Source organism: Paenibacillus sp. OAS669 (assembly GCF_014873645.1).
Classification (GTDB): domain Bacteria; phylum Bacillota; class Bacilli; order Paenibacillales; family NBRC-103111; genus Paenibacillus_S; species Paenibacillus_S vulneris.
In genome coordinates this window covers 143,978-165,464 of sequence record NZ_JADBDR010000005.1, presented here as the reverse complement: position 1 = coordinate 165,464, position 21,487 = coordinate 143,978, and the positions used below count along the sequence as shown (strand labels likewise).

The following is a 21,487-nucleotide window of genomic DNA, read 5'->3' as shown; positions in this document are numbered from 1 at the left end:
GGTTACAGGCAGCGAGAGAGGGGAGAAGAACATGGCTGCTGCTACACCTAAAGTACTAACCCGGTGGATCAAAGGCTTGCTTGCGGTAACGATGGCTTGCGGCTTGTGGCTGGGAGCATCCCCGGCGCATGCCGACCCGATATGGGATCGCTGGAAGGCCGCTGAAGCCGCCGTGAGCGCCGGCCGCCCGGATGAAGCGGTGCCTCATTGGGAATTTTTGGTCGACCACTATGCATCCATCGAGGATTGGCAGAGTGCCGCGCTCTTCAGCGGCAAGCTGGACGAATATTTTGACAGCATCCGCGATTATGACAATGCCATTCGCTATTATGAGCTGGAAAATCAATATTGGCTCTTATACGGCAAGGATTGGGGAGCCGTCGACCTTCAGCGCGCCGAGCAGATAAGGACGATTCTGGACGTGTACATGTCCACGGACGATACGGAGCTTTTGCGGCAGCAGGGGGCTCCGAAGAACGGCAAGCTGGCCAAATTCGAGCCGGAGTACGGCATGTATATCGGCATGTACTCCGAGCAGGACCCTGCGATGCAAAATCAGTTCACCAAATCGAAATCCCTGTACGGGAAAAATCATGCCCTGTACTTGGCATACGCACAGGTAGGGAATCCTTTTCCCCAGCAGTATGCCGTAAGAGCCAAGGAAGCGGGAGCGGCCTTGCAGATCGCTTGGGAGCCATCCAAGGGGCTCGATTCGCTCCAGGATGACGCCTACCTGCGTCAGTGGGCGCGTGCGGCCAAAGCGTCCGGCATCCCTATTTTCCTTCGCTATGCCAGCGAAATGAACGGAGATTGGGTCGTATGGCATGGCGATCCGGCGAAGTATATAGAAAAGTTTCGGCTTGTCCATGATGTGATGGCCGAAGAAGCCCCTAATGTGGCCATGGTTTGGAGTCCCGGCGATGTTCCGGCCTACTCGATGGATGTCTATTATCCAGGGGATGATTATGTGGACTGGGTCGGTGTCAGTATGTATACGGAGCCTTATGAGAACGGCGACCCCAAGCAGGCGAATATGCAGGCAACGAGTCCGATCGAGAGGCTGGACTACTTGTATAAGACTTATTCGGACCGGAAGCCTCTCATGATCAGTGAAACGGCCGTTTCCCACTATGCCCACATTCCGCAAGAATCGTTTACAGATTACGGTCTGCTGAATTTGCACCGGTTATATGAGATCATGCCGCTTAAGTACCCGCGCCTGAAATCGATCACCTATTTTAATGTGGATCTGAAAAACCGCGAATCGCAGAATAACTATTTGCTCGGAGCCAACGAGCAGATGAAAAGCTTGTACAGCCGGATGATCGCCTCCCCGTTTTATTTATCCAAGGTAGAGCAGGGAGCCAAACCATCGGACGGCATCGGCCATGTGAAGCTGGGGGGTTCTGACACCTTTGCGATCAAAACGAAAATCACGCCTTGGGTCAAAATTCCTGATATTTATATCGGAAAAATCGAATATTCGATCAACGGGGAGATCATTGAGTCCCAGACGAACCCTCCTTTCGGGATCGAATTGAAAGCCGGACAAGTGCCTGAAGGATCGAATCTTCAGCTCACGGTATACAATCGAAGCGGAACGAAGGTCGCATCCAAATCGTTTGCCTTATCCTCCCAGATTACCGTTGAGTTGAACGGGCAGCGGCAGCATTACGAACAGCCGCCTGTGATACGGGACGGTAATACATTGGTGCCGCTAAGGGCTATCTTCGAAGCGATGGGTGCTGACGTGACTTGGGATGAGAAGACGCAGACGGCAACAGGACGCAAAGGGGATATGACAGTTTCTCTGAAAATTGGGGACCGGCAAGCCTGGAAAAACGGGCAGGCCGTTCAACTGGAAGCACCAGCACAGCTGGTTAACGGCTACACGATGGTGCCTGCCCGATTTATCGGTGAGGCGTTCGGAGGACAGCTTAGCTGGGATGGGGCAACTCGAACCGTAACAATTAAATCCTCAGGGGCTAAGACCGCCTTTCATAATCCTTCCATAGAGCAAAAGCCTAAGGAAACACAACAACCCGATTCTGTTCAAGAATCGGGTTGGTTTTCCAAGCTGCTATGGACTGCGGGGCTCATTGTCCAAGCCGCGCTTTCTTTTATCGGTCAAATGATATCCTCTATACTTTAGCCGGCACTTTTAAATCCTCAATAATCGATTTCGCAACCAGCCGCGCACTTGAAAATGCTCTCTCCGCCAGCTCGCCTTTTCCGACACAACCATCTCCGCAGAAATAAAACGGTACATGATCCAAACGAGTAGGTAGCAGCTCGTTCGTTACGATGTTTTTCACACTGGCTACCATCGCTTTTTTGGAAACACGCTTCACTGCGGTCTCATCCCGCCAGCCTGGGTAGTAATGATCGAACAGGTCTTCCATTTGCTTCGTTTTCTTTTCCAAATAATCTTTACGCTCCTGTTCGTCCGCGAAGCTGTCGCTTAAGTAGGCAATCCCTTGCAGCAGCTGACCGCCTTCAGGAACCAACGTATGGTCCGTTGCCGATACGTCGCTGATGAACAGCTTATTGTCCATATCGCTAATGTAGGAGAATGGACTGGCGACGACGCGTTTCAGGCCGATATCGTACACCATAACCTCGGTTGCGGTATTGTTTTCATAAGGAGCCAGGAACGGTTCCCAAGGTGTGCCTTTGAGAAGCTTGCATGTTTGCTGGACAGGCATCGCGAAGATGACGCGATCGAAGCACTCTTCGCGGTTTTTCGTTTTCAACTGGTATTTTCGGTCCGCATATTGAATGGACTCAACGCCTTCCTGGAGCGCCAATTCCCAGCGGCCGGAAATTTCGATTTTTTGCCGCAGCTGATTTGTAATAACGGCCCAGCTTCCCAAGATATAGTTTACCGGACGGCTGGACAGGAACAGGTTATGATAATATTCGCTGATGACCGGACCCGGAACCTTGCGGGCTTCCTCCGGAGTAATAAAGAAGTTGGAGCATACCAGATGCTCCCACAGCTCCTTGACATCCTCGTCGGCATCGGAATGAGCCAGATAGTCGCCTAGCGTTTCATAATTTTTAACATTGTGGATATGGGCAATAATCGCAGTGATTTCCCCAACGAAGCGCACCTTTTGCATCGTGTTTAACAATTCGGTCCGCATCAGGTTGACGAAATCAAGTGGAGCAGGCGTTAATTGATCATGCTTCGCATACATAACTCTGCGTTTGTCCACCTGCTTGGAGCTGAAGGAAAGACCAAGCTCACGCTCCATCGTTGAAATTTCATGACGATCGATACCATAGATGGCATGGGCTCCATAATTTAACGTGAAGCCTGCTTTCTCGTACGTGAACGCGCGGCCGCCCAGCTGCGGACTTCTCTCGAATAAGATGCCTTCGACTCCAGGCTGCTCCGACAAATAAGCGGCAGCCGTCAAGCCGGCCAATCCGCCTCCAATAATTGCGATTCTCATCTTCTTTTCCTCCTTAGCGCTATGCGCAAGCCATGCCGCTTCCGGCCCTGCTTGCCTCGTTTCTACCGAGATGGATGATTCTTGTTGTTCCAAACGTAGACCTGACCAAACCCACGCCAGGTTGCTGCGCATTAAATCAGGTAAGTCCATTTCCTCTTGAGAGCACCACATCCACAACGTTCCTCTGTATGCGGTAATGAGCAGCCTAACTTTATTCGGCTCTGGAAGCCAATAAAGCAGCCGATCGTACAACAGCTGAAATTGTTCGTCTTCAATGTTTTTGACCGACTCATTTTGCAGTGACAAGGCGATTAAACTGCGTACCAGCCTGGGATAAGCCTGAATATTCGACGCCAAGTCTAAAAAGAGTCTGTTTATATGTCCTTCCAAGGATTGGACTTGGGACGGTTTCTTTACGGCCCATTCGCTGATTGTATGGATTTGCTTGCGGTAAATTTCCCGCAAAATCTCATCCTTCCCTTTAAAATAATGATAAAAGGTTCCTTTTGACGTGTTCGTAGCCGCGATGATGTCATCTACGGAAACTTGCTCATAGCCATGCTCTATGAACAATCGAAGGGCAACCTCAATCATGTATTCCCGCTTCTTTCTCGTTGCCGATCGCATCAACCGGTTCATTCCGACCCACCTCACAAGTCTTTTCGGCTTCATTATACCTAAAATTAGACTATGAGTCTATAAGTGAAAAAGCCTATGAAATGAATGGTTTGAACTTTTAGTTTGCGCTAGGGAAGGGAGTCTTTATGTACATCAAAAAACAATTGAAAAACAGGATGAACTGTGATAATTTATTTGAGAATGATTATCAATATCTATTGTTTTTTATAAACGATATAAGGAGATGTCCTATTATAATGATGACCCGTAATGTTGTTTCAGCAATTCTCCTCTCCTCTACCTTAGTATTTACCGGATGCGGAGCTAATAAAGCGAGCGTGCAGCCTTCCCCGGCGCCAGCAGCTAACAATACGTCTAACCAGGCAGCTCCTGCTTCAGACAGCGCAGCGTTGAAGTCTGAGGTGGAACAGTACCGCAAATTTGTGATCGAGCAGTGCGATTTATTCGTCAAGCAAACCGGCGATTTTGTCGCTGCGGTGAAAGCCGGAGATTTGGCGAAAAGCCAGGCGCTGTATGCACCTGCACGGATGTACTATGAGAGAATCGAGCCGATTGCCGAGGCGTTGGGTGATCTTGACCCGGATATTGATGCCCGCGAGGATGACGTAGACCCTAAGGAGTGGAAAGGTTTCCACAAGCTTGAAAAAGCGCTGTGGCAGGACAAGACGACCAAGGGTCAAGAGGAAGCCGCCGACGAGCTGCTCAAAAACAGCAAGCTGTTAAGAGCAAAGGTAGAAACGGTGGAAATCGACGCCAATATGCTGGTTACCGGGGCAGTAGAGCTGCTTAATGAGGTATCGGCAACCAAAGTAACCGGAGAGGAAGAACGTTATTCCCATACGGACTTGTATGACTTTGCAGCGAATGTGGAAGGCGCTAGTAAAATATTTGAAATCTTGAAGCCGGAGCTTCAGAAAAAAGATGCGGCCTTAGCTAAAACCATCGATGACCGGTTTAAAGAGCTAACATCTCTGCTTGTCCCGTACAAAAAGGATAACGGTTATATATTGTATACCGAGCTTAAGCCCGACGAAGTGAAGAAGCTGAGCCAGTCTATTGATGCCTTGGCTGAGCCGCTTTCCAATATGGGCAAATTGTTGGGAGCGTAGCCCGATGGAAGACATGACGAAGCAGGATCAGGAACATTCACCCGACAGTAAGTCAACGGTAAGCCGGAGGGATATTCTTAAAATGGCGGGAGCGGGAGGAATCGGACTGCTGCTCGGTTCCGTCGGCGTTGGTGTCGGAGGCTTGCTAACTGGAACTGGGAAGGCTTCCAAATCAGCTTCCGCAGCTACGGACGGAAGTCATTCCACCATCCCTTTTTATGATCAATACCAAGCGGGGATCTTAACTCCTGCACAAAATTTCCTTTGCTTTGCCGCCTTCGATTTAACTACCAAACAGGCCTCCGATGTAACGAAGCTGTTTCGGGCTTGGACCGAGGCTTCGGCGAATATGGCAGAGGGACGAATGGTCGGCTCTCATAATGACCAGCCGAGTCTTCCTCCCGAAGATACGGGGGAAGCGGTTGGGCTGAATGCCAATCAGCTGACGATTACTTTTGGCGTGGGGCCTTCGATGTTCGACGAAAGATTCGGATTGGCATCAAAACGTCCGGAAGCGTTCGTGGATTTCCCAAAATTTGCGGGCGAACGATTACGCGAAGAGTGGTGCGGCGGTGACATTGGCGTTCAAGTCTGTGCGGATGACATGCAGGTGGCATTTCACGCTATTCGCAATTTAGCCCGTATAGCTCGCGGGACGGCTGTGCTGAGATGGACGCAGGAAGGGTTTCAGCGGTCGGCGACGGCGGCCAATATCCAAGAAACCCCAAGAAATCTCCTAGGCTTTAAAGACGGGACGGGAAATCCGGACGTACGGGATAGCAAGCTGATGAATGATCTGGTCTGGGTGCAACCGTCCGATGGACCATCCTGGATGCAAAATGGCACTTATATGGCGGTGCGGCGTATTCGTATGCGTATCGAGGTTTGGGATCGTTCTACCCTTAGCGATCAAGAAGCTACGTTCGGACGTTATCGGAGCAGCGGGGCTCCTCTGGGCCAGAGCAACGAATTTGATCCCCTGAAGCTGGATGCCAAAAACGCGGACGGAAAGCCCGTAATTCCCGCAAATGCTCACGTACGGCTAGCTCATGGCGAAAATAAAGAAAAAATATTACGGCGTTCCTATTCTTACTCCAGCGGCATCGACAAACAGACAGGTCAATTGGATGCAGGGCTCTTTTTTATTTGCTTCAATCGTGATCCGCGGAAACAATTTATTCCGATTCAGCAGCGTTTGGCCAAGAATGATGCACTCAATGAGTATATTTTTCATATGGGAAGCGCTTCGTTCGCCTGTTTTCCGGGCGTCCGTCAAGGAGGGTATATTGGAGAAGGTTTATTATGAACAGTAATGGAATACCGCTTGAGAGGACGGAGAACTAATGAGGCAAAGACAAGTCAATAGGAAGAAGTGGGTCGGTTGGTTAATGATCGCCTTCCTTCTTTTCGTTCCGTTTGCCGGGAAGGGATGGGCAGCTGAGTCGGACGCGGCTCTTGAGAAGCTGATGCCTCTTGTAGGCGGAGCGCTGGTGGAATCCGGAGATCGGCAATGGGGGGAAGCAGCCAAGGAATTGGACCTTTTTGAAGAACAGTGGAAGCAGCTTCAGGCTCCCAAGTCAGCTCTATACGATAATGTAGCTTCTGCACTGACAGAAGCGAAGCAAGCTCTAAAGGATGCGGCGAACAAGCCGGATGCTGTATACCCTGCAGTATCCAAGCTGGCTAAAGCGACGGGGGGCTATGTAGCCGATCTGGATAAGACGGCGGATAAAGGCGATGGCAAGAAAGCGGCGAAGACCTTACTGCCCATCCTTCAGCAATGCTTGACTGAAATCGGCCATAATGACTGGGCTAAAGCGCAAAGCAGCTTCAAGCAATTCACCAGCCTATGGGCCAAAGCGGAAAATGCGATCCGTGCGGACAATGACCAAATATACGGTCAGATCGAAACAAAAACAACGATGGCCAGAGTTTCCGTGCAAGCAGATCCTCCAAGATCTGAAGCCGCAGCGGCAGGCATTCAAGATTTAATTCAAACTATCAACGACTATGTCAACGGTTCCTTATCCGTATCTTCGCCGGCATCGGGCAAACAGAGCGTCGCGGACGGATTGGTGATCCTGAATAAGGCGGCAGCTGGCATCAGCTCGGGTAATGCGACGGAAGCGGCCGCACAAATGCAGAGCTTCATTACTTTATGGCCGTCTGTTGAAGGCGCCGTTCGAACCAAAGCACCTGATCTGTATACTAAGGTAGAGAATGAAATGACGGAGGCTTTGAGCAGGCTGCTGTCCAATCCGCCGCAGATAGCAGAAGCCGGCTCCATCATCCAAACGATGCAGCAGGAGCTTGCGCCATTTGCCGTGCAAACCAGTTATTCAGCCTGGGATGCCGGACTCGTTTTGCTTCGTGAAGGCGTCGAAGCTTTATTAGTGCTTGCGGCCCTGGCGGCTTTTCTTCATAAAACGGGCAATGCCGCCAAGCAAAAATGGATTTGGTGCGGAGCGGCGGCAGGGTTGCTGCTGAGCGGCGGCTTGGCCGTTCTGCTAAACTACATGATCGCTAATGTCGCAGCCGGCAGCACACGCGAAATGCTGGAGGGCATTACCGGACTCGTTTCTGTCCTGTTAATGCTGACGGTCGGCGTCTGGCTGCATAAAAAGTCGCAGGTCCATGCGTGGAACCGTTACATTGAGAAGCAGGTCGGTGTTGCGCTGGCGACCGGCAATCTGTGGTCTTTATTCGTTGTATCCTGCCTATCGATACTTCGCGAGGGTGCCGAAACGACCATCTTTTACATCGGCATGGCTCCGGCTATCCAACCTGGACAGCTGCTTGCGGGCATTGCAGGGGCCATTCTGCTGTTAGCTATTCTTGGCTATATTATAGTAAAGGGCAGCATAAAGCTTCCGGTCCGTGCATTCTTCCTCGCAGCTACCGTTTTGATTTATTATCTAGTTATCAAATTTCTCGGGGAAAGCATTCACTCTCTTCAAGTGGCGGGGAAACTCTCTTCGCATGTACCTGGCTTTATTCCATCCTGGGGCTGGCTTGGGGTATATCCGACATGGGAGACAGCAGCTCCGCAGTTATTGGTTCTTGCCTTTATCCTGTATCAGGCCGTCCGTCTCGGCCGTAAGAGGGGAGAGGACCCCAATCCGCTGGGTTCGAATCCGGCATAACGAGTCTTACAGCCGCTTTAAAGAGCTGCTGTCCAAAATCTTCAAGAAACTTTGCAAATTCTTTGTATGCAGAGTTTCTTTTTTGCTGAAAATTAGGTATAGTATTATAGGTAAAAATGAAACGGTCATAGTTTAAGTAGCTGGGAGGACAACCCGTCATGGAATGTATTTTTTGTAAAATTGTAGAGGGAACGATTCCTTCCAAAAAGGTGTATGAAAACGAGCATGTCGTGGCATTTCACGATATTCAGCCTGCTGCCCCGGTACATATCTTGATTATACCCAAGAAACACATCGCAACCATGAACGATGTTGAACCCGGCGACTGGGGTTTGATCGGAGAAATTCATCGTGCCGCCCAAGAAATTGCCAAGCAGGAAGGTGTGGCGGATAGCGGTTATCGTCTCATTAATAACTGCGGCAAGGACGGAGGACAAGTTGTTTTTCATATTCATTATCACCTGCTTGCAGGTGAGAAATTAGGCCCGCTCAACGCTAAGTAAAGAATCTTATTCCTTAGGTTGACACCTAGTTTATGTATACCATATAATGAAATTTGATGAACGCTTTTTTCGTCTTGGACGGTCTGTTCGGAGGGAGGGAAAACTGGTGTCAGAAACTCGAGTTCGCAAAAATGAAACTATAGATGCTGCACTTCGCCGCTTTAAGCGCTCCATCGCAAAAGATGGCGTACTAGCGGAGGTTAAAAAACGCAAGCATTATGAGAAGCCAAGTGTGAAACGCAAGAAGAAATCAGAGGCTGCTCGTAAGAGAAAGTTCTAGGAGGCTTAATCGATGAGCTTAAGCGATAGATTAAACGAAGATATGAAGCTTGCGATGAAGAGCCAGGACAAGTTCAAACTAACCGTAATCCGTATGGTTCGTGCAGCTATCAAGAATATTGAGATAGATCAGCGTAAAACCTTAGATGACCAGGAAGTACTTGATGTTCTGAGTCGCGAGATCAAACAGCGCAAAGATTCCCTCCAAGAATTTGAAAAGGCCGGTCGTGATGATTTGGCCGAAACCGTTAAGGCAGAGATAGAAATTCTGATGGAGTACTTACCGCAACAGTTATCTGAGGAAGAAGTAAAAGCCATTGTACAGCAGACCATCCAAGAAGTGGGTGCTTCTTCTAAAGCGGATATGGGAAAAGTCATGGGTGCTTTAATGCCTAAGGTGAAAGGACGGGCTGATGGCAAAATTGTCAATCAAGCCGTTCAACAACTATTATCATAGTATGATGAGAGACACTCCTGTTACAGGGGTGTCTTTTTCTTTTTGGGAATTACAGCTGGAAAAAGTGAGGAAAATTTTGCAAGTTTGAATCGAATCGGCTATGCTTTACGTAAGGAATGTATGTGATTTGGAAAATGGTTGAAGGAGGTCATTCAGATGTTGAACGCTAAGCCTGGATCATGGCTGGCAAGATCCTGTTTGCTGCTACTCTTGGCGTTTCTCTTGCTGCTGCCATTGGGAACTGCATTCGCCGTTGACAGCAATCCGGCTTCTGGTTCGTCATCGGTTGCAAAGTCTGCCCCGGTCGCAGTCATTCCGGTACATCAGACGATTGAGACCGGCCTGCAAAAGTTTCTTGAGCGGGCTATGAAAGAAGCTGAAGACTCGCGGGCCATGTTCATTATTCTCGATATTGATACGCTGGGAGGCAGGGTAGATTCGGCTGAGGATATTGGGGAGATGATTCGCAACAGCAAGGTGCCGACGATAGCCTATGTTCATGGAAGGGCTGTCTCTGCTGGCAGCTACATTGCCTTAAATGCAAGCAAAATCGTCATGGAGCCAGGCAGTACGATGGGTGCGGCTGCTGTTGTAGATGCTTCCGGAGCGGAGGTCGGCAATGTAAAAGTGATCGCCCATTGGGCTAGCCAAATGCGTTCCGCAGCGGAACTAAGAGGGCGTGACCCGCAGATAGCCGAAGCGATGGTGGATAAAAATGCCGGAGTTGAAATGAAATCGATCAACCGGACGGTACCTAAGGGGCAGCTCGTTTCGTTGACCGCCGACGAAGCAGTGAAGGTAGGGTATGCGGAAAGCATAGCCAATAATTTGGATGAGGTTATCCGGTTTATCGGAGCTGCCGACCATCCGGTTCTGCATTTGGAGCCTACTGCTGCGGAATCGTTCTCACGCTTTTTAACGCAGCCCGGCATATCCATTCTGCTGCTGTTCATCGGCATCGCAGGCGTAGCCATCGAGCTGTTCGTTCCCGGGTTTGGATTGCCAGGAATTATAGGGCTTCTTGGATTTGGTCTTTATTTCTTCGGACATTATATTGTCGGATTTGCGGGGGTGGAGGATATCGCTCTCTTCATCATCGGTGTGGTGCTCCTGATCATTGAGATATTCGTATCCAGCTTCGGGATTTTGGGGATACTCGGCATCGCCTGTCTATTCAGCGGCGTCGTCATGGCCGCCTACAATACCAAGCAGGCTGCGCTTCATTTATCCGTAGCCTTCGTTCTTGCCGTTATTGTCGTAGCGATTGTCGTCCGAATCTTTAAGCATAGGGGAGTGTGGAATCGTTTTATCCTGCGGGAGGAGCTGACCAAGGAGAAAGGCTATACACCGACGGTAGAACGTACGGATCTGCTGGGCAAAACCGGCACTTCTATCACGCCCCTTCGTCCGTCAGGTACGATTTATGTCGGAGATGAACGCGTCGATGTCGTGACTTCCGGGGAGTTCATCCCGCTGAATAAGCAGGTCGTCATCGTCCAGGTGGAAGGATCCCGGGTAGTGGTTCGGGAGGTTAATGAAGTCCTGCACTAACGAAATTTCCTGTGTCAAAGCCAGTTGCTGGCGCAAAAAACTCTGAGGAGGTTCAAACATGAACTCTATCGTTTTCGTATTGTTAATAGCAGCGATAATTATTATAGCGCTGTCCGTGTTTTTAAGCTTTTTTCCGATCATGCTATGGATTTCCGCATTAGCATCCGGCGTGCGCATCGGGATTATTACCCTTGTGGCTATGCGGCTTCGCCGCGTAATACCTAGCCGTATCGTAAATCCAATGATTAAGGCGACCAAGGCGGGGATTGACGTCACGATCAATCAGTTGGAAAGCCACTTCCTTGCCGGCGGTAACGTAGACCGGGTTGTCAATGCATTAATTGCTGCCCATCGTGCCAATATTCACCTCGAGTTCGAACGTGCGGCAGCTATCGATTTGGCCGGACGTGACGTGCTTCAAGCGGTTCAAATGAGCGTTAACCCTCGAGTCATCGAAACGCCTACGGTGTCTGCCGTAGCCAAGGACGGGATTGAAGTCAAAGTTATTGCAAGAGTTACCGTGCGCGCTAACATCGATCGCTTGGTCGGGGGCGCCGGAGAGGAAACGATCATCGCCCGTGTCGGCGAAGGAATTGTAACGACCGTAGGTTCGTCGAATTCCCATAAAGACGTGCTTGAAAATCCGGATCTGATTTCGAGAACGGTACTGGGCAAGGGACTTGATGCCGGTACGGCTTTTGAAATATTGTCCATTGATATTGCCGATGTGGATGTCGGTAAAAATATCGGTGCCCATCTGCAGACCGAACAGGCGGAGGCAGACAAGCGAATCGCCCAGGCGAAAGCGGAGGAGCGCCGTGCAATGGCTGTTGCTCAAGAGCAGGAGATGAAGGCTAAGGTCGTTGAAATGAAAGCCAAGGTGGTTGAATCCGAATCGCAAGTGCCGCTGGCGATGGCGGAGGCGCTTCGCAGCGGACAGATGGGCGTAATGGATTATATGAATTTGAAGAATATCGACGCCGATACGCAAATGCGCTCCTCCTTGGGAAAAATGAATGACGGCGGCAAGCAAGATGACCGGGAATAACGCCTCCGGTATGAACCGCCAAAGGAGTGTGCTTACATGAAGCTCATCCAGCTCATTCTCAACAACTGGTTTTTAGTGGTCATTGCTTTTATTGTTTTGAGCAATATCGGCAAGATGTTCAAGTCCAAAACGCAGAATAATCCCGACAAACCGGCCGCTCCGAAGCAAGGAATGCCTCCGTTTGCCGGAGGAGGGGCCGCTGGCACCGGATGGGGGAGAACGAGAAAGCAAACGGTCACACAAAATAAAGACGTTAAACCGCGTTCTGAACCATTCGGGAGACCTGTGAATCCACAGCTCCAGGAACAGCCGAAACCGGCTCATGCGGCCTCTGAAGGCCCGGAAACGACGGATTACTGGAATAACTCTCCTCTGGAACATAGCAGGAAGACAGCGTCAGGATCCGCCAACCGGTCCTCCCGGCAGCCTTTTACATCCGAAAAGCCTATAACACCGGGCCAGCCGTCAGCAGAACAGTTGGCTCAAGGGATCATCTGGGCTGAAATTCTTGGCCCTCCCAGAGCCAAGAAGCCGTTCCGTAAGTAATAAAATAAGCTTCGAAGCACCGTTTTCCAACCCGAAGTTGGAGCGGTGCTTTTTTTTTGTAAGGGCAGCTGCTATGCTCCCAAAGGATATGCCGCCGATCCTAAGAAAGCGAAAGGATATCTCCTTAAAAGTTCCGCCTCTCTTCATAATCGGCTGATTTCCAGCATATGGTGTAAATAGCCTGTGCTTATATAAGGGCGGTAAACTGAGCCGCAATGCAAATGGAACACAACTCTGAGGGGGAATCGTATGCGCAGTCTGACTCGTAAATTCAACCAAATCACCGCCAAGCTGCTGGACCTTCCCCAGGACGTTGTTCTGGATCTTCCCCGGATGACTCTTATTGGCAACATGCAGCTCTATATAGAAAATCACCGGGGCGTCTTGCATTTTTCCAACGAGCTGATGCGATTAGCGCTGAACAAAGGAAGCCTGGAGGTCCGCGGCAAGCAGCTGGTGATCCGGGCTATTTTAACCGAGGAAGTCTTTATTGAAGGGGTTATAGAAGACGTCAAATTTATCCCGTAAAGAGGTGTCTGACAGTGAAATCATCTTTTCTCTTATCGCTGCGCGGTTATGTGCTGATTGAAGTCAGGGGCGGACAGCTTGAAAGGCTGATCAATGCTTTGTCTGAAAAGAAGATGCCGGTTTGGGACATCCGGATAGTGGACGAGACACATGCCGAGATGTTCATCGTTGTGAAGGATTATTTCCGACTTCGTCCGCTCTTGAAGGAGACAGGCTGCCGGGTGCATGTCCGCACGAGGCATGGCCTTCCTTTTTTGTTGGACAAACTGGAGAAAAGAAAAATATTTGCCATTGGCATCATCGGTTTCGTCATCGGGTTGTACATGCTGTCCTCCGTCATCTGGCAGGTTCGGGTAGAGGGCAATGAGCTGATCAGTACGCAGCAGGTGCTTGAAGCAGCCAAGGAGCAAGGCATTTACAAGCTGCAATGGAAATACAGACTGAAAAACCCCGATGTCATGTCAAGAGCGATGCAAAGCAAGCTGCCAGGAACCGCATGGGTCGGAGTGGAGGTCCATGGCACCCATATTATTATCAAAGTGGTCGAGGCCACGGTGCCCGATAAACAGCCGCTGCTTAATCCTAGACATTTGGTCGCATCCAAAAGCGGGATGGTGACTTACATATTGGCAGAAAAAGGAAGGCCGCTAGTTAAGGCGAATACGTATGTAAAAAAAGGAGACATCCTCATATCCGGTATTTTGGGGGACGAGGTCAACCGCCAGACCGTAGTGGCATCCGGAGAGGTCAGGGGATTGGTATGGTATTCGCCCAAGGTGGAGGTTCCTTTGGTTCAGCAGTATAAAGTATATACCGGAGAGGTCAAGGAGCGTTCCTATCTGGTCTTCGGCAATCGCGCGCTGCAGCTGACGGGATACGGAAAGACGGGGTTCGAGCAATTTGAAACGATTCCGGTGAGAAAGACGCTGCAAATCGGAACGTATAATCTGCCGATCGGCTGGCTGAATGAGAAGGTTATGCAGGTCCATGTAATGGAGAAAGCATTGGATCCGCAGGTTGCCAGGGACCTGGGGATCGAAGAGGCAAAGAAGGAAATTTTAGCGTCGGCCGGACCGGATGCCAAGGTCGTCAATGAAAAAATTTTGCATGAAAAGACGGAGAATGGTAAAGTTTATATGGAAGTACATTTGGAAGTAGAAGAATCTATCACTCAAGAGCAACCTATTATTCCATAACGTGTTCGCTTGAAGGAGAAGAGGCCTGTTGATCGACAATGCACGTATTGTGAAAGTATCACTGAAAAACACGGCGGAGGGATTGGCTTTGTTTGGTCCGCAGGACAAGTTTCTGCATCTGATCGAGCAGCAAACCGATGCCAGAATTCAATCGCGCGAGGAAGAAATCGTTATCCAGGGGCCTGCAGCCGAAACGGAATCGCTGCAGCAGCTGTTTGAAGTGCTGCTTGAGCTAGTTCGCAATAATTACATCTTAAGCGAACGGGATATTCATTATGCGCTGGAGCTGTCCAAGCAGATGAAAGCGGACCAGCTGCTGGATCTGTTCAAAGGAGAAATAGCTACAACGCACAAAGGGAAGCCTATCCGTGTCAAAACGATTGGGCAGAAGCAGTATGTGTCGACCATTAAGCAAAAGGATATTGTCTTCGGAATCGGACCTGCAGGTACAGGAAAAACCTATATTGCCGTCGTGCTAGCCGTTTCGGCGTTGAAGGAAGGCAAGGTCAAACGAATTGTTCTAACGCGTCCTGCGGTAGAAGCCGGCGAAAGCCTTGGTTTTTTGCCAGGGGATCTGCAAGAAAAGGTTGACCCTTACTTACGTCCATTGTATGATGCTCTTAATGACGTGCTGGGCCCTGAGCAGGTGATTAAGTCGCTCGAAAGAGGCCTTATTGAAATCGCTCCGCTCGCCTATATGCGCGGCAGAACGCTGGATGATTCCTTTATTATTTTGGACGAAGCGCAGAATACGACTCCCGAGCAGATGAAGATGTTTTTGACCCGTCTCGGGTTTGGCTCGAAGATGGTCATTACAGGAGATGTAACCCAGATCGACCTGCCAAGAGGGAAGTCGTCCGGTTTGGTGGAAGCGCACCGCATTTTAAGACAGATCGAGGAAATCGGATTTATCGAGTTTGCCGAAGCGGATGTCGTGAGACACTCATTGGTTCAGAGGATCATTGTTGCTTACCAAGAGGATAAAGAAAAATAGCTCGTTTCATGAAAACCATAGTGGGAGAGCTGTGAAAGGGATGACCTTTCGAGATGAAGAACCAGGTTTCAATCCAGGGCAAGTTCCATTACAAGCTTGCCGGCTGGAAATACAGCGCCCTTGTGCGCTTTCTTCTGTTTTTAGTGCTAACGGTCATGTTTTATATGGCTTTAATGGGGAAATTGATCCCACAAACGTACGACATTCAAGTAGGATCTACGGCAGAAAAGGATATTCTGGCCCCCCGGGCCATTGAAAATGCTATTGCAACTGAGCAGGCTAAGGAGGATGCGGCGCAAAAGGTACAGCCCGTGTACCGCATCGTCGGACTGAAGAACGAAATTCTGATGGAAGCGATATTCGAGAAGCTGCAGCAGATTAATGCCGATACCGAAGTTACGCTCGGAGATAAAGTCAATATTTTCAAAACGGTGATCCCGAATCTTATCGACGATCACGTGGAAAAACAGATCAAGACCTATATGGACAGCGGCCAGTATAACGAGATGCTGCTTCAGGAAATGCGCAAAATAATACGCGAGCAGCAGTATCGCATTCCCGAAGAGACGTATTACAAGATGCCTCGCGTGTCCAAGGAAGATCTTACGGCCATGGAGCCGGTGGCCAAAGATATTGCAACCAGGCTGATGAACGATCAGATTATGGACGCGCAGACCGCAAGAGCGAAAGTCGCCGAGCTGGTGAACACGTCAACCCTGACCAAAAGCACATCGAGGGAGATGGTGCTGGAGCTCGTCCGGGCTTCCATTACCCCAAACAAGTTTTTTGATCAAAAGGGAACCGATGAAGCTAAAGGCCATGCGCGTGATAATGTGAAACCGGTGTTCATTAATAAAAACGAGGTCCTTGTCAAAAAGGGCGCCGTGATTACTGAGGAAATCTATCAGCGGCTGAGCAGCCTGGAAATGCTGAAGGACGAGTCCAGCTACTGGCCCAAAATAGGACTGCTGCTGCTGGTCGTGCTGTTCGGTCTCGTAATCTTTATGTTCGTCAAACAGAGTACGTTGGCCGTGAGTCATAATAATGTCCAGCTGCTGATGCTTGTTCTTATTTTTCTTATCAATATTTTGGGAATGAAGCTGTTTTCCCTCGTACAAAATTTGGATTATCCGTACATCGGGTTTCTTGCTCCTACGGCTATGGGAGCTATGCTGATAACGATTTTGCTGGATGTGAATCTGGCATTTGTTGCAACCGTTGTATTCAGCGTTATGGCGAGTGTGATCTTTAACACAGACCATCTCCAGCCGTTTGATTTCCGGTACGGGTTACTGACGCTCGCTACCTCGTTCGCGGCGATCTTCTCGATCCAGCGGGCAAGCCAAAGGGCATCCGTCCTGAAAGCGGGCATGATCGTCTCGCTGCTCGGAATAGCGCTTATTGGCTCCCTTCTGTTGATCGACGATCATGAGACAAAGAAGGGCATGCTGTTCGCCCTTTCGTTCGTCGTAGGCGGCGGCTTGCTCACAGCCGTTTTCGTCATCGGGCTGCTGCCGTTCTTCGAGGCTGCATTCGGCATCTTGTCACCACTTAAGCTGGTGGAGCTGTCGAACCCGAATCATCCGCTGCTGCGCAAGCTGCTGACGGAGACGCCGGGGACCTACCATCACAGCATTATGGTCGGCAATCTGGCCGAAGCGGCTGCCGTATCCATCGGAGCGGACGGACTCTTGTGCAGAGTCGGCGCTTACTATCATGATATCGGCAAGACCAAGCGCCCGAATTACTTTATCGAGAACCAGAACCATATGGAAAATCCGCATGACAAGATGGATCCCGCATTAAGTAAATCCATCATCGTCGCCCACGCCAGGGACGGGGTGGAGATGTTGAAGGAGTACAACATTCCCAAGCCGATTCGGGACATTGCCGAACAGCATCATGGAACAACGCTGCTGCAATATTTCTATCACAAGGCCAAGAAGCTCGCAGAGGCGAGTAACGATCCGAAGCCGGTGGAAGAAGAGGATTTCCGGTATCCCGGACCGAAAGCTCAATCCAAGGAAGCCGCTATCGTAGGGATTGCGGATTCACTGGAGGCGGCGGTGCGGTCGCTCCGCAACCCGACCCTGGAGCAAATTGACAGCATGGTCCGCAAAATCATTAAAAACCGTTTGGACGACGGTCAATTTAACGAATGCGATTTGACGATAAAAGAGCTGGATCAAGTAGCCAAAACTTTGAACGAAACGCTGCTTGGCATCTTTCATTCGAGAATTGAATACCCGAGCGATCTTCCGGGGACGAATCAGAATGAAGAGGCTAAGCAGGTGAAAAGGAGCTAGACGTATGAGTCTGCGATTGGAATGGAACAACGAGCAAGAGGAATTCGCTATCTCGGATGAGCTGATTGCGAAGCTTCGCGAGCTAATGGTGCTTGCAGGCCAATCCGAGAATGTGTCGGACGGAGAGGTAGCTTTAACCTTCGTCGATGATGCAGAAATTCAGCGTTTGAATAAAGAGTATCGCAATCTTGACAAGCCGACGGATGTGCTTTCCTTCGCCATGCAGGAAATGGGCGACGATGAGATCGAGATCATATTCGATGAAGAGGATTTCTCGGAGAGCGATCTTGAGGACGTCAAACGGCTCGATGAAGAGACCGATTCGGCAGAAGACGACGAAGAGGAATTCGAGGAACCGCTTGGCGACATCATCATTTCCGTGCCAAGAGCCATCGCGCAAAGCGAGGAATATGGTCATTCCGTAGAACGGGAGCTTGGATTTTTATTCGTGCACGGCTTCCTTCACCTCATCGGTTACGACCATCAAAGCGAGGAAGAAGAGAAAGTGATGTTTGGAAAGCAGGAGCACATTTTGCAGCAGGCGGGTCTTGTCCGGTGAGACCGAAGGTGAAGTGGCATAGAAGCTTTCGGTTCGCGTATGAAGGAGTGAAATATGCCTTATCTACGCAGCGCAATATGAAGTTTCATTTTTTTGCCGCTTTCGTCGTGCTGCTGATGGCCTTGTTCTTCCATCTGCATAAGCTGGAAATCTTGTTTCTGCTGATGGCCGTGACGATGATGATCGTTACGGAGCTTATTAATACGGCAATAGAAAAAACGGTCGATCTTGCCATGCCGGACCGTCATCCGCTGGCCAAAATAGCCAAGGATGTGGCCGCAGCCTCCGTACTGGTGTCTGCGGCTTTTGCCGCTATCGTAGGCATGGTCGTTTTTTACGAACCGATCGACCGGTTGTTCCGCGAAGCCAAGAACGTGGAGGGGCATGTTTTGTCCGCTGGCTCCATATGGATCTTGCTATGTCTGGTCATGCTGACGGTTATTGTTGTGGAGACAAGATTTTCACGCAGAGGGAGCTGGGTCCAGCCTAGTCTGTTATCGGCGGTCGCTTTCGCCATTGCAACCTTTATTACCTGTTATACCAGCGTTACTTTTATAGCGCTTCTGGCGTATTTACTGGCTATTGTGGTTATGATGGTATTATACGATAAGCGCGGCAGAGGCTTTGCTTCACTGCTGCTGGGAGCTGTTATCGGAGGGTTTGTGTCTGCTCTTGCTTACTATTTGATGAATATATAACATTCCATTTCTCGGACGGGGATGATACCTATGGATCGACAAGCTTTGGTAGCATTAGCGAAGCAGGCTATGGAGAAAGCCTACGTGCCCTATTCGCATTTCAAAGTCGGCAGCGCCCTGCTGGATCAGCATGGACGGGTGCATCTTGGCTGCAATGTGGAGAATGCGGCCTACGGCCCGACGAACTGTGCGGAAAGAACCGCATTGTTCCGCGCCATAGCCGATGGAGAGGAGCCGCGTTCCTTCCAGGCCATAGCGGTTATAGGAGATACGCCTGGACCTATTACTCCTTGCGGCGTATGCCGTCAAGTTCTAATCGAGCTTTGCCCTCCCGATATGCCAGTCTATATGGCTAACCTGCGTGGAGAGATTCAAGAAACGACCGTTGCCCAGCTGCTGCCCGGGGCATTTACAATGAATGATCTTAATGGAGGAACTTAATCGAATGACATCAGCATCCAGCAAAAAAGCGTTTAAATCCGGCTTTGTAGCCATTATCGGCCGTCCTAATGTAGGAAAATCGACCTTGATGAACCATGTTATCGGGCAGAAGATCGCCATCATGTCCGACAAGCCGCAAACAACCAGAAATAAAATTCATGGTGTATACACGACCAATGATTCGCAAATTGTATTCCTGGATACTCCCGGCATTCACAAGCCGCAATCCAAGCTGGGCGATTATATGATGAAAATCGCGGAGAGCTCGCTTAGCGAAGTCGACGCCGTTCTTTTCCTTATCGATGTAGTGGAAGGTATTGGCGGAGGAGACCGCTTTATTATCGAAAATCTAAAAAGAATCAAAACGCCGGTCATTCTAGTTATGAATAAAATCGATCAGGTGCAGCCGGAGGAGCTTCTGCCGGTCATTACGGAATATAAGGATCTGTATCCTTTCGCCGAGATCGTGCCGATATCGGCCAAGCAGGGCAATAACGTTAATACACTGCTGGAGCAGATAGTCAAATATTTGCCGGAAGGCCCTCAATATTATCCGGCCGATCAAGTGACGGACCATCCGGAGCAGTTTGTCTGCGCGGAGCTGATCCGGGAGAAAATATTGCATTTGACCCGGGAGGAAGTGCCGCACTCTATTGCCGTGGCCATTGAGGACATGAAGGTGGAGGAGAACGGCGTCGTGCATATCTCGGCGGTCATTTATGTGGAGAGAGATTCGCAAAAGGGGATCATTATCGGGAAAAAGGGCGCTTTGTTGAAGGAAGTCGGCCAAAAGGCGCGGCAGGACATTGAAGCGCTGCTCGGCTCCAAAACCTTTCTCGAGCTGTGGGTGAAGGTGAAGAAGGACTGGCGCAATCAGGAGCGCGTTCTGCGCGATCTTGGCTTCCGCAACGAATAAGCTCTTCATGCCAGTTATTACTTGGGATACTTCCGGCCATTTCGTATCATCCTAATCTTGTAGGCAAAAACAGTCCATCTAATGTCTTTGATTACAACGTCAAGCGTTCCTTGGAAAGCTCTTAGGAGAGGGGATTGATACGCACATGAGAGATTTTTCGTGGAAGTATTTTTCAATGACCGGTGATGTGGATGCTTATCTGCTTTACAAAGAGATGGACAGTGAGAGGCGCGCTTCTGAAGAAAATCCGGAGCAAGATGTTCCAGAATTAACGGACGAGATTCAGTAGCTGTCTACATGGTGCTTTGGGGGAAGGACGGACGATGCAGTACAGAGTGCAAGGGATTGTCATTCGAAGCATGGATTATGGGGAAGGCAACAAAATCATTACTTTGTTTTCACGCGAAATGGGTAAAGTGGCTGTCATTGTTCGAGGAGCTAAAAAGGTAAAAAGCCGCTATGCCTCCGTCGCCCAGCTTTTTACGAGCGGAGATTATTTATTCTTCAGGTCCGGCCAGCTAGGAACCTTGAATCATGCAGAAATCCTGGATTCCCATCATCGAATCCGGGAGGACTTACATAAAGCGGCTTATGCGTCCTACATGGCGGAGCTGACCGATCGGATGATGGCCGATCAGGAAGCTAACGCTTTTTTGTTTGAACAGCTGAAAGCTGCGTTGGCGGGTCTGGAAGCGGATAAAGATATGCAGATCATCGGCTTTATGTATGAAATGAAAATTTGGATGCAGGCCGGTTATATGCCCGAGCTGGACGCCTGTGTTTCCTGCAGATCGACGGAGGGAGAAATGCGGTTCAGCGCAGGCTTAGGGGGGATCTTATGCGGGCGATGCAGAAGCAAGGACCCGCAAGCCGTGCTGATGACTTCCGGCACGTGGAGACTGATGCGGCTGTTTGCCCAGATGGATATTCGGCGCTTGGGAGAAATCGACGTAAAGCCCCAAACCAAAGAAGCGCTGAAGCAGCTGATGAGGACCTATTATGATACTCATATCGGCCTCAATCTGAAATCCCGAAATTTTCTTGAGCAGATGGAGAAATACGGTGTTTAAGCTTTGACATTTTTATTTACGTTTGATAATATAATATATTAACATT

Annotated in this window: 21 protein-coding genes; 20 read left to right on the top strand and 1 reads right to left on the bottom strand. The window is 49.8% G+C overall.

Translation table 11 applies throughout. The annotated features are described in order from the left end of the window. Positions 1 to 31: 31 nt before the first annotated feature. Entirely contained in the window at positions 32 to 2,152 is a 2,121-nt protein-coding gene (locus GGC63_RS13265) for a stalk domain-containing protein (RefSeq protein WP_192702734.1), read from the top strand. Here GGC63_RS13265 and GGC63_RS13260 read toward each other — a convergent pair. Further along, complete coding sequence (locus tag GGC63_RS13260) at positions 2,142 to 4,097, bottom strand: FAD-dependent oxidoreductase (RefSeq protein ID WP_192702733.1); 1,956 nt, start codon at positions 4,095 to 4,097, stop codon at positions 2,142 to 2,144. The genes GGC63_RS13265 and GGC63_RS13260 overlap by 11 nt on opposite strands. A 236-nt stretch (positions 4,098 to 4,333) precedes the next feature. Between GGC63_RS13260 and efeO the strand changes: the two genes are divergently transcribed. The 19 genes from efeO (at position 4,334) to recO (ending at position 21,441) form a co-directional block, all read left to right on the top strand. Next, positions 4,334 to 5,206, top strand: a complete 873-nt coding sequence (gene efeO / locus GGC63_RS13255) for an iron uptake system protein EfeO (protein ID WP_192702732.1) — start codon at positions 4,334 to 4,336, stop codon at positions 5,204 to 5,206. 4 nt (positions 5,207 to 5,210) lie between these two features. After that, positions 5,211 to 6,512, top strand: coding sequence for an iron uptake transporter deferrochelatase/peroxidase subunit (gene efeB / locus GGC63_RS13250; RefSeq protein ID WP_192702731.1), 1,302 nt, complete (start codon positions 5,211 to 5,213; stop codon positions 6,510 to 6,512). Positions 6,513 to 6,549: 37 nt separating this feature from the next. Beyond that, positions 6,550 to 8,349 carry an FTR1 family iron permease gene (locus tag GGC63_RS13245; protein WP_192702730.1) on the top strand — a complete coding sequence of 600 codons (1,800 nt, stop codon included), beginning with the start codon at positions 6,550 to 6,552 and terminating at the stop codon, positions 8,347 to 8,349. A 158-nt stretch (positions 8,350 to 8,507) separates the two neighbouring features. Next, the gene (locus GGC63_RS13240; RefSeq protein ID WP_079910550.1) at positions 8,508 to 8,852 is read left to right on the top strand and encodes a histidine triad nucleotide-binding protein; all 345 of its coding nucleotides are present in this window, start codon (positions 8,508 to 8,510) and stop codon (positions 8,850 to 8,852) included. 106 nt (positions 8,853 to 8,958) lie between these two features. Next, positions 8,959 to 9,132 carry a 30S ribosomal protein S21 gene (gene rpsU / locus GGC63_RS13235; RefSeq protein ID WP_010491812.1) on the top strand — a complete coding sequence of 58 codons (174 nt, stop codon included), beginning with the start codon at positions 8,959 to 8,961 and terminating at the stop codon, positions 9,130 to 9,132. 12 nt (positions 9,133 to 9,144) lie between these two features. Further along, on the top strand, positions 9,145 to 9,588 hold the full coding sequence (locus tag GGC63_RS13230; RefSeq protein WP_079910549.1) for a GatB/YqeY domain-containing protein: 444 nt from the start codon (positions 9,145 to 9,147) through the stop codon (positions 9,586 to 9,588). Between the two features lie 156 nt (positions 9,589 to 9,744). After that, positions 9,745 to 11,139: an NfeD family protein gene (locus GGC63_RS13225; protein WP_192702729.1), complete on the top strand. Its 1,395-nt coding sequence runs from the start codon at positions 9,745 to 9,747 to the stop codon at positions 11,137 to 11,139. A 58-nt stretch (positions 11,140 to 11,197) separates the two neighbouring features. After that, entirely contained in the window at positions 11,198 to 12,187 is a 990-nt protein-coding gene (gene floA, locus GGC63_RS13220) for a flotillin-like protein FloA (protein WP_192702728.1), read from the top strand. 36 nt (positions 12,188 to 12,223) lie between these two features. Continuing rightward, on the top strand, positions 12,224 to 12,733 hold the full coding sequence (locus tag GGC63_RS13215) for a hypothetical protein (protein ID WP_192702727.1): 510 nt from the start codon (positions 12,224 to 12,226) through the stop codon (positions 12,731 to 12,733). A gap of 249 nt (positions 12,734 to 12,982) precedes the next feature. Then, positions 12,983 to 13,261: a sporulation protein YqfC gene (gene yqfC, locus GGC63_RS13210; RefSeq protein ID WP_192702726.1), complete on the top strand. Its 279-nt coding sequence runs from the start codon at positions 12,983 to 12,985 to the stop codon at positions 13,259 to 13,261. A gap of 14 nt (positions 13,262 to 13,275) precedes the next feature. Next, positions 13,276 to 14,457 (top strand): sporulation protein YqfD, encoded by a 1,182-nt coding sequence (yqfD, locus tag GGC63_RS13205; protein WP_192702725.1) that lies wholly within the window; start codon positions 13,276 to 13,278, stop codon positions 14,455 to 14,457. A gap of 31 nt (positions 14,458 to 14,488) precedes the next feature. Then, positions 14,489 to 15,451: a PhoH family protein gene (locus tag GGC63_RS13200; RefSeq protein ID WP_377739581.1), complete on the top strand. Its 963-nt coding sequence runs from the start codon at positions 14,489 to 14,491 to the stop codon at positions 15,449 to 15,451. 53 nt (positions 15,452 to 15,504) lie between these two features. Beyond that, a complete protein-coding gene (locus tag GGC63_RS13195) occupies positions 15,505 to 17,757 on the top strand; it encodes an HD family phosphohydrolase (RefSeq protein ID WP_079910542.1) in 2,253 nt (750 codons plus the stop codon). Between the two features lie 4 nt (positions 17,758 to 17,761). After that, the gene (gene ybeY / locus GGC63_RS13190; RefSeq protein WP_192702724.1) at positions 17,762 to 18,316 is read left to right on the top strand and encodes an rRNA maturation RNase YbeY; all 555 of its coding nucleotides are present in this window, start codon (positions 17,762 to 17,764) and stop codon (positions 18,314 to 18,316) included. Then, positions 18,313 to 19,014 carry a diacylglycerol kinase gene (locus GGC63_RS13185; protein ID WP_192702723.1) on the top strand — a complete coding sequence of 234 codons (702 nt, stop codon included), beginning with the start codon at positions 18,313 to 18,315 and terminating at the stop codon, positions 19,012 to 19,014. The genes ybeY and GGC63_RS13185 overlap by 4 nt, the downstream gene beginning before the upstream one ends. Positions 19,015 to 19,044: 30 nt before the next feature. Continuing rightward, positions 19,045 to 19,455, top strand: coding sequence for a cytidine deaminase (gene cdd / locus GGC63_RS13180; protein WP_192702722.1), 411 nt, complete (start codon positions 19,045 to 19,047; stop codon positions 19,453 to 19,455). Positions 19,456 to 19,459: 4 nt separating this feature from the next. Beyond that, the gene (gene era, locus GGC63_RS13175) at positions 19,460 to 20,371 is read left to right on the top strand and encodes a GTPase Era (RefSeq protein ID WP_192702721.1); all 912 of its coding nucleotides are present in this window, start codon (positions 19,460 to 19,462) and stop codon (positions 20,369 to 20,371) included. Positions 20,372 to 20,516: 145 nt separating this feature from the next. After that, positions 20,517 to 20,660 carry a YqzL family protein gene (locus GGC63_RS13170; protein ID WP_192702720.1) on the top strand — a complete coding sequence of 48 codons (144 nt, stop codon included), beginning with the start codon at positions 20,517 to 20,519 and terminating at the stop codon, positions 20,658 to 20,660. Between the two features lie 34 nt (positions 20,661 to 20,694). Next, positions 20,695 to 21,441, top strand: a complete 747-nt coding sequence (gene recO, locus GGC63_RS13165) for a DNA repair protein RecO (RefSeq protein WP_192702719.1) — start codon at positions 20,695 to 20,697, stop codon at positions 21,439 to 21,441. Positions 21,442 to 21,487 lie beyond the last annotated feature (46 nt).

What these genes read in the sequence shown, in the direction of transcription:
- GGC63_RS13240 (WP_079910550.1), top strand. Translation starts at nt 8,508, where the DNA reads ATGGAATGTATTTTTTGTAAAATTGTAGAGGGAACGATTCCTTCCAAA.
- ybeY (WP_192702724.1), top strand. Translation starts at nt 17,762, where the DNA reads ATGAGTCTGCGATTGGAATGGAACAACGAGCAAGAGGAATTCGCTATC.
- efeB (WP_192702731.1), top strand. Translation starts at nt 5,211, where the DNA reads ATGGAAGACATGACGAAGCAGGATCAGGAACATTCACCCGACAGTAAG.
- era (WP_192702721.1), top strand. Translation starts at nt 19,460, where the DNA reads ATGACATCAGCATCCAGCAAAAAAGCGTTTAAATCCGGCTTTGTAGCC.
- GGC63_RS13265 (WP_192702734.1), top strand. Translation starts at nt 32, where the DNA reads ATGGCTGCTGCTACACCTAAAGTACTAACCCGGTGGATCAAAGGCTTG.
- GGC63_RS13170 (WP_192702720.1), top strand. Translation starts at nt 20,517, where the DNA reads ATGAGAGATTTTTCGTGGAAGTATTTTTCAATGACCGGTGATGTGGAT.
- GGC63_RS13260 (WP_192702733.1), bottom strand. Translation starts at nt 4,097, where the DNA reads ATGAACCGGTTGATGCGATCGGCAACGAGAAAGAAGCGGGAATACATG.
- recO (WP_192702719.1), top strand. Translation starts at nt 20,695, where the DNA reads ATGCAGTACAGAGTGCAAGGGATTGTCATTCGAAGCATGGATTATGGG.
- efeO (WP_192702732.1), top strand. Translation starts at nt 4,334, where the DNA reads ATGATGACCCGTAATGTTGTTTCAGCAATTCTCCTCTCCTCTACCTTA.
- GGC63_RS13225 (WP_192702729.1), top strand. Translation starts at nt 9,745, where the DNA reads ATGTTGAACGCTAAGCCTGGATCATGGCTGGCAAGATCCTGTTTGCTG.
- GGC63_RS13195 (WP_079910542.1), top strand. Translation starts at nt 15,505, where the DNA reads ATGAAGAACCAGGTTTCAATCCAGGGCAAGTTCCATTACAAGCTTGCC.
- GGC63_RS13245 (WP_192702730.1), top strand. Translation starts at nt 6,550, where the DNA reads ATGAGGCAAAGACAAGTCAATAGGAAGAAGTGGGTCGGTTGGTTAATG.
- floA (WP_192702728.1), top strand. Translation starts at nt 11,198, where the DNA reads ATGAACTCTATCGTTTTCGTATTGTTAATAGCAGCGATAATTATTATA.
- cdd (WP_192702722.1), top strand. Translation starts at nt 19,045, where the DNA reads ATGGATCGACAAGCTTTGGTAGCATTAGCGAAGCAGGCTATGGAGAAA.
- GGC63_RS13215 (WP_192702727.1), top strand. Translation starts at nt 12,224, where the DNA reads ATGAAGCTCATCCAGCTCATTCTCAACAACTGGTTTTTAGTGGTCATT.
- yqfC (WP_192702726.1), top strand. Translation starts at nt 12,983, where the DNA reads ATGCGCAGTCTGACTCGTAAATTCAACCAAATCACCGCCAAGCTGCTG.
- GGC63_RS13230 (WP_079910549.1), top strand. Translation starts at nt 9,145, where the DNA reads ATGAGCTTAAGCGATAGATTAAACGAAGATATGAAGCTTGCGATGAAG.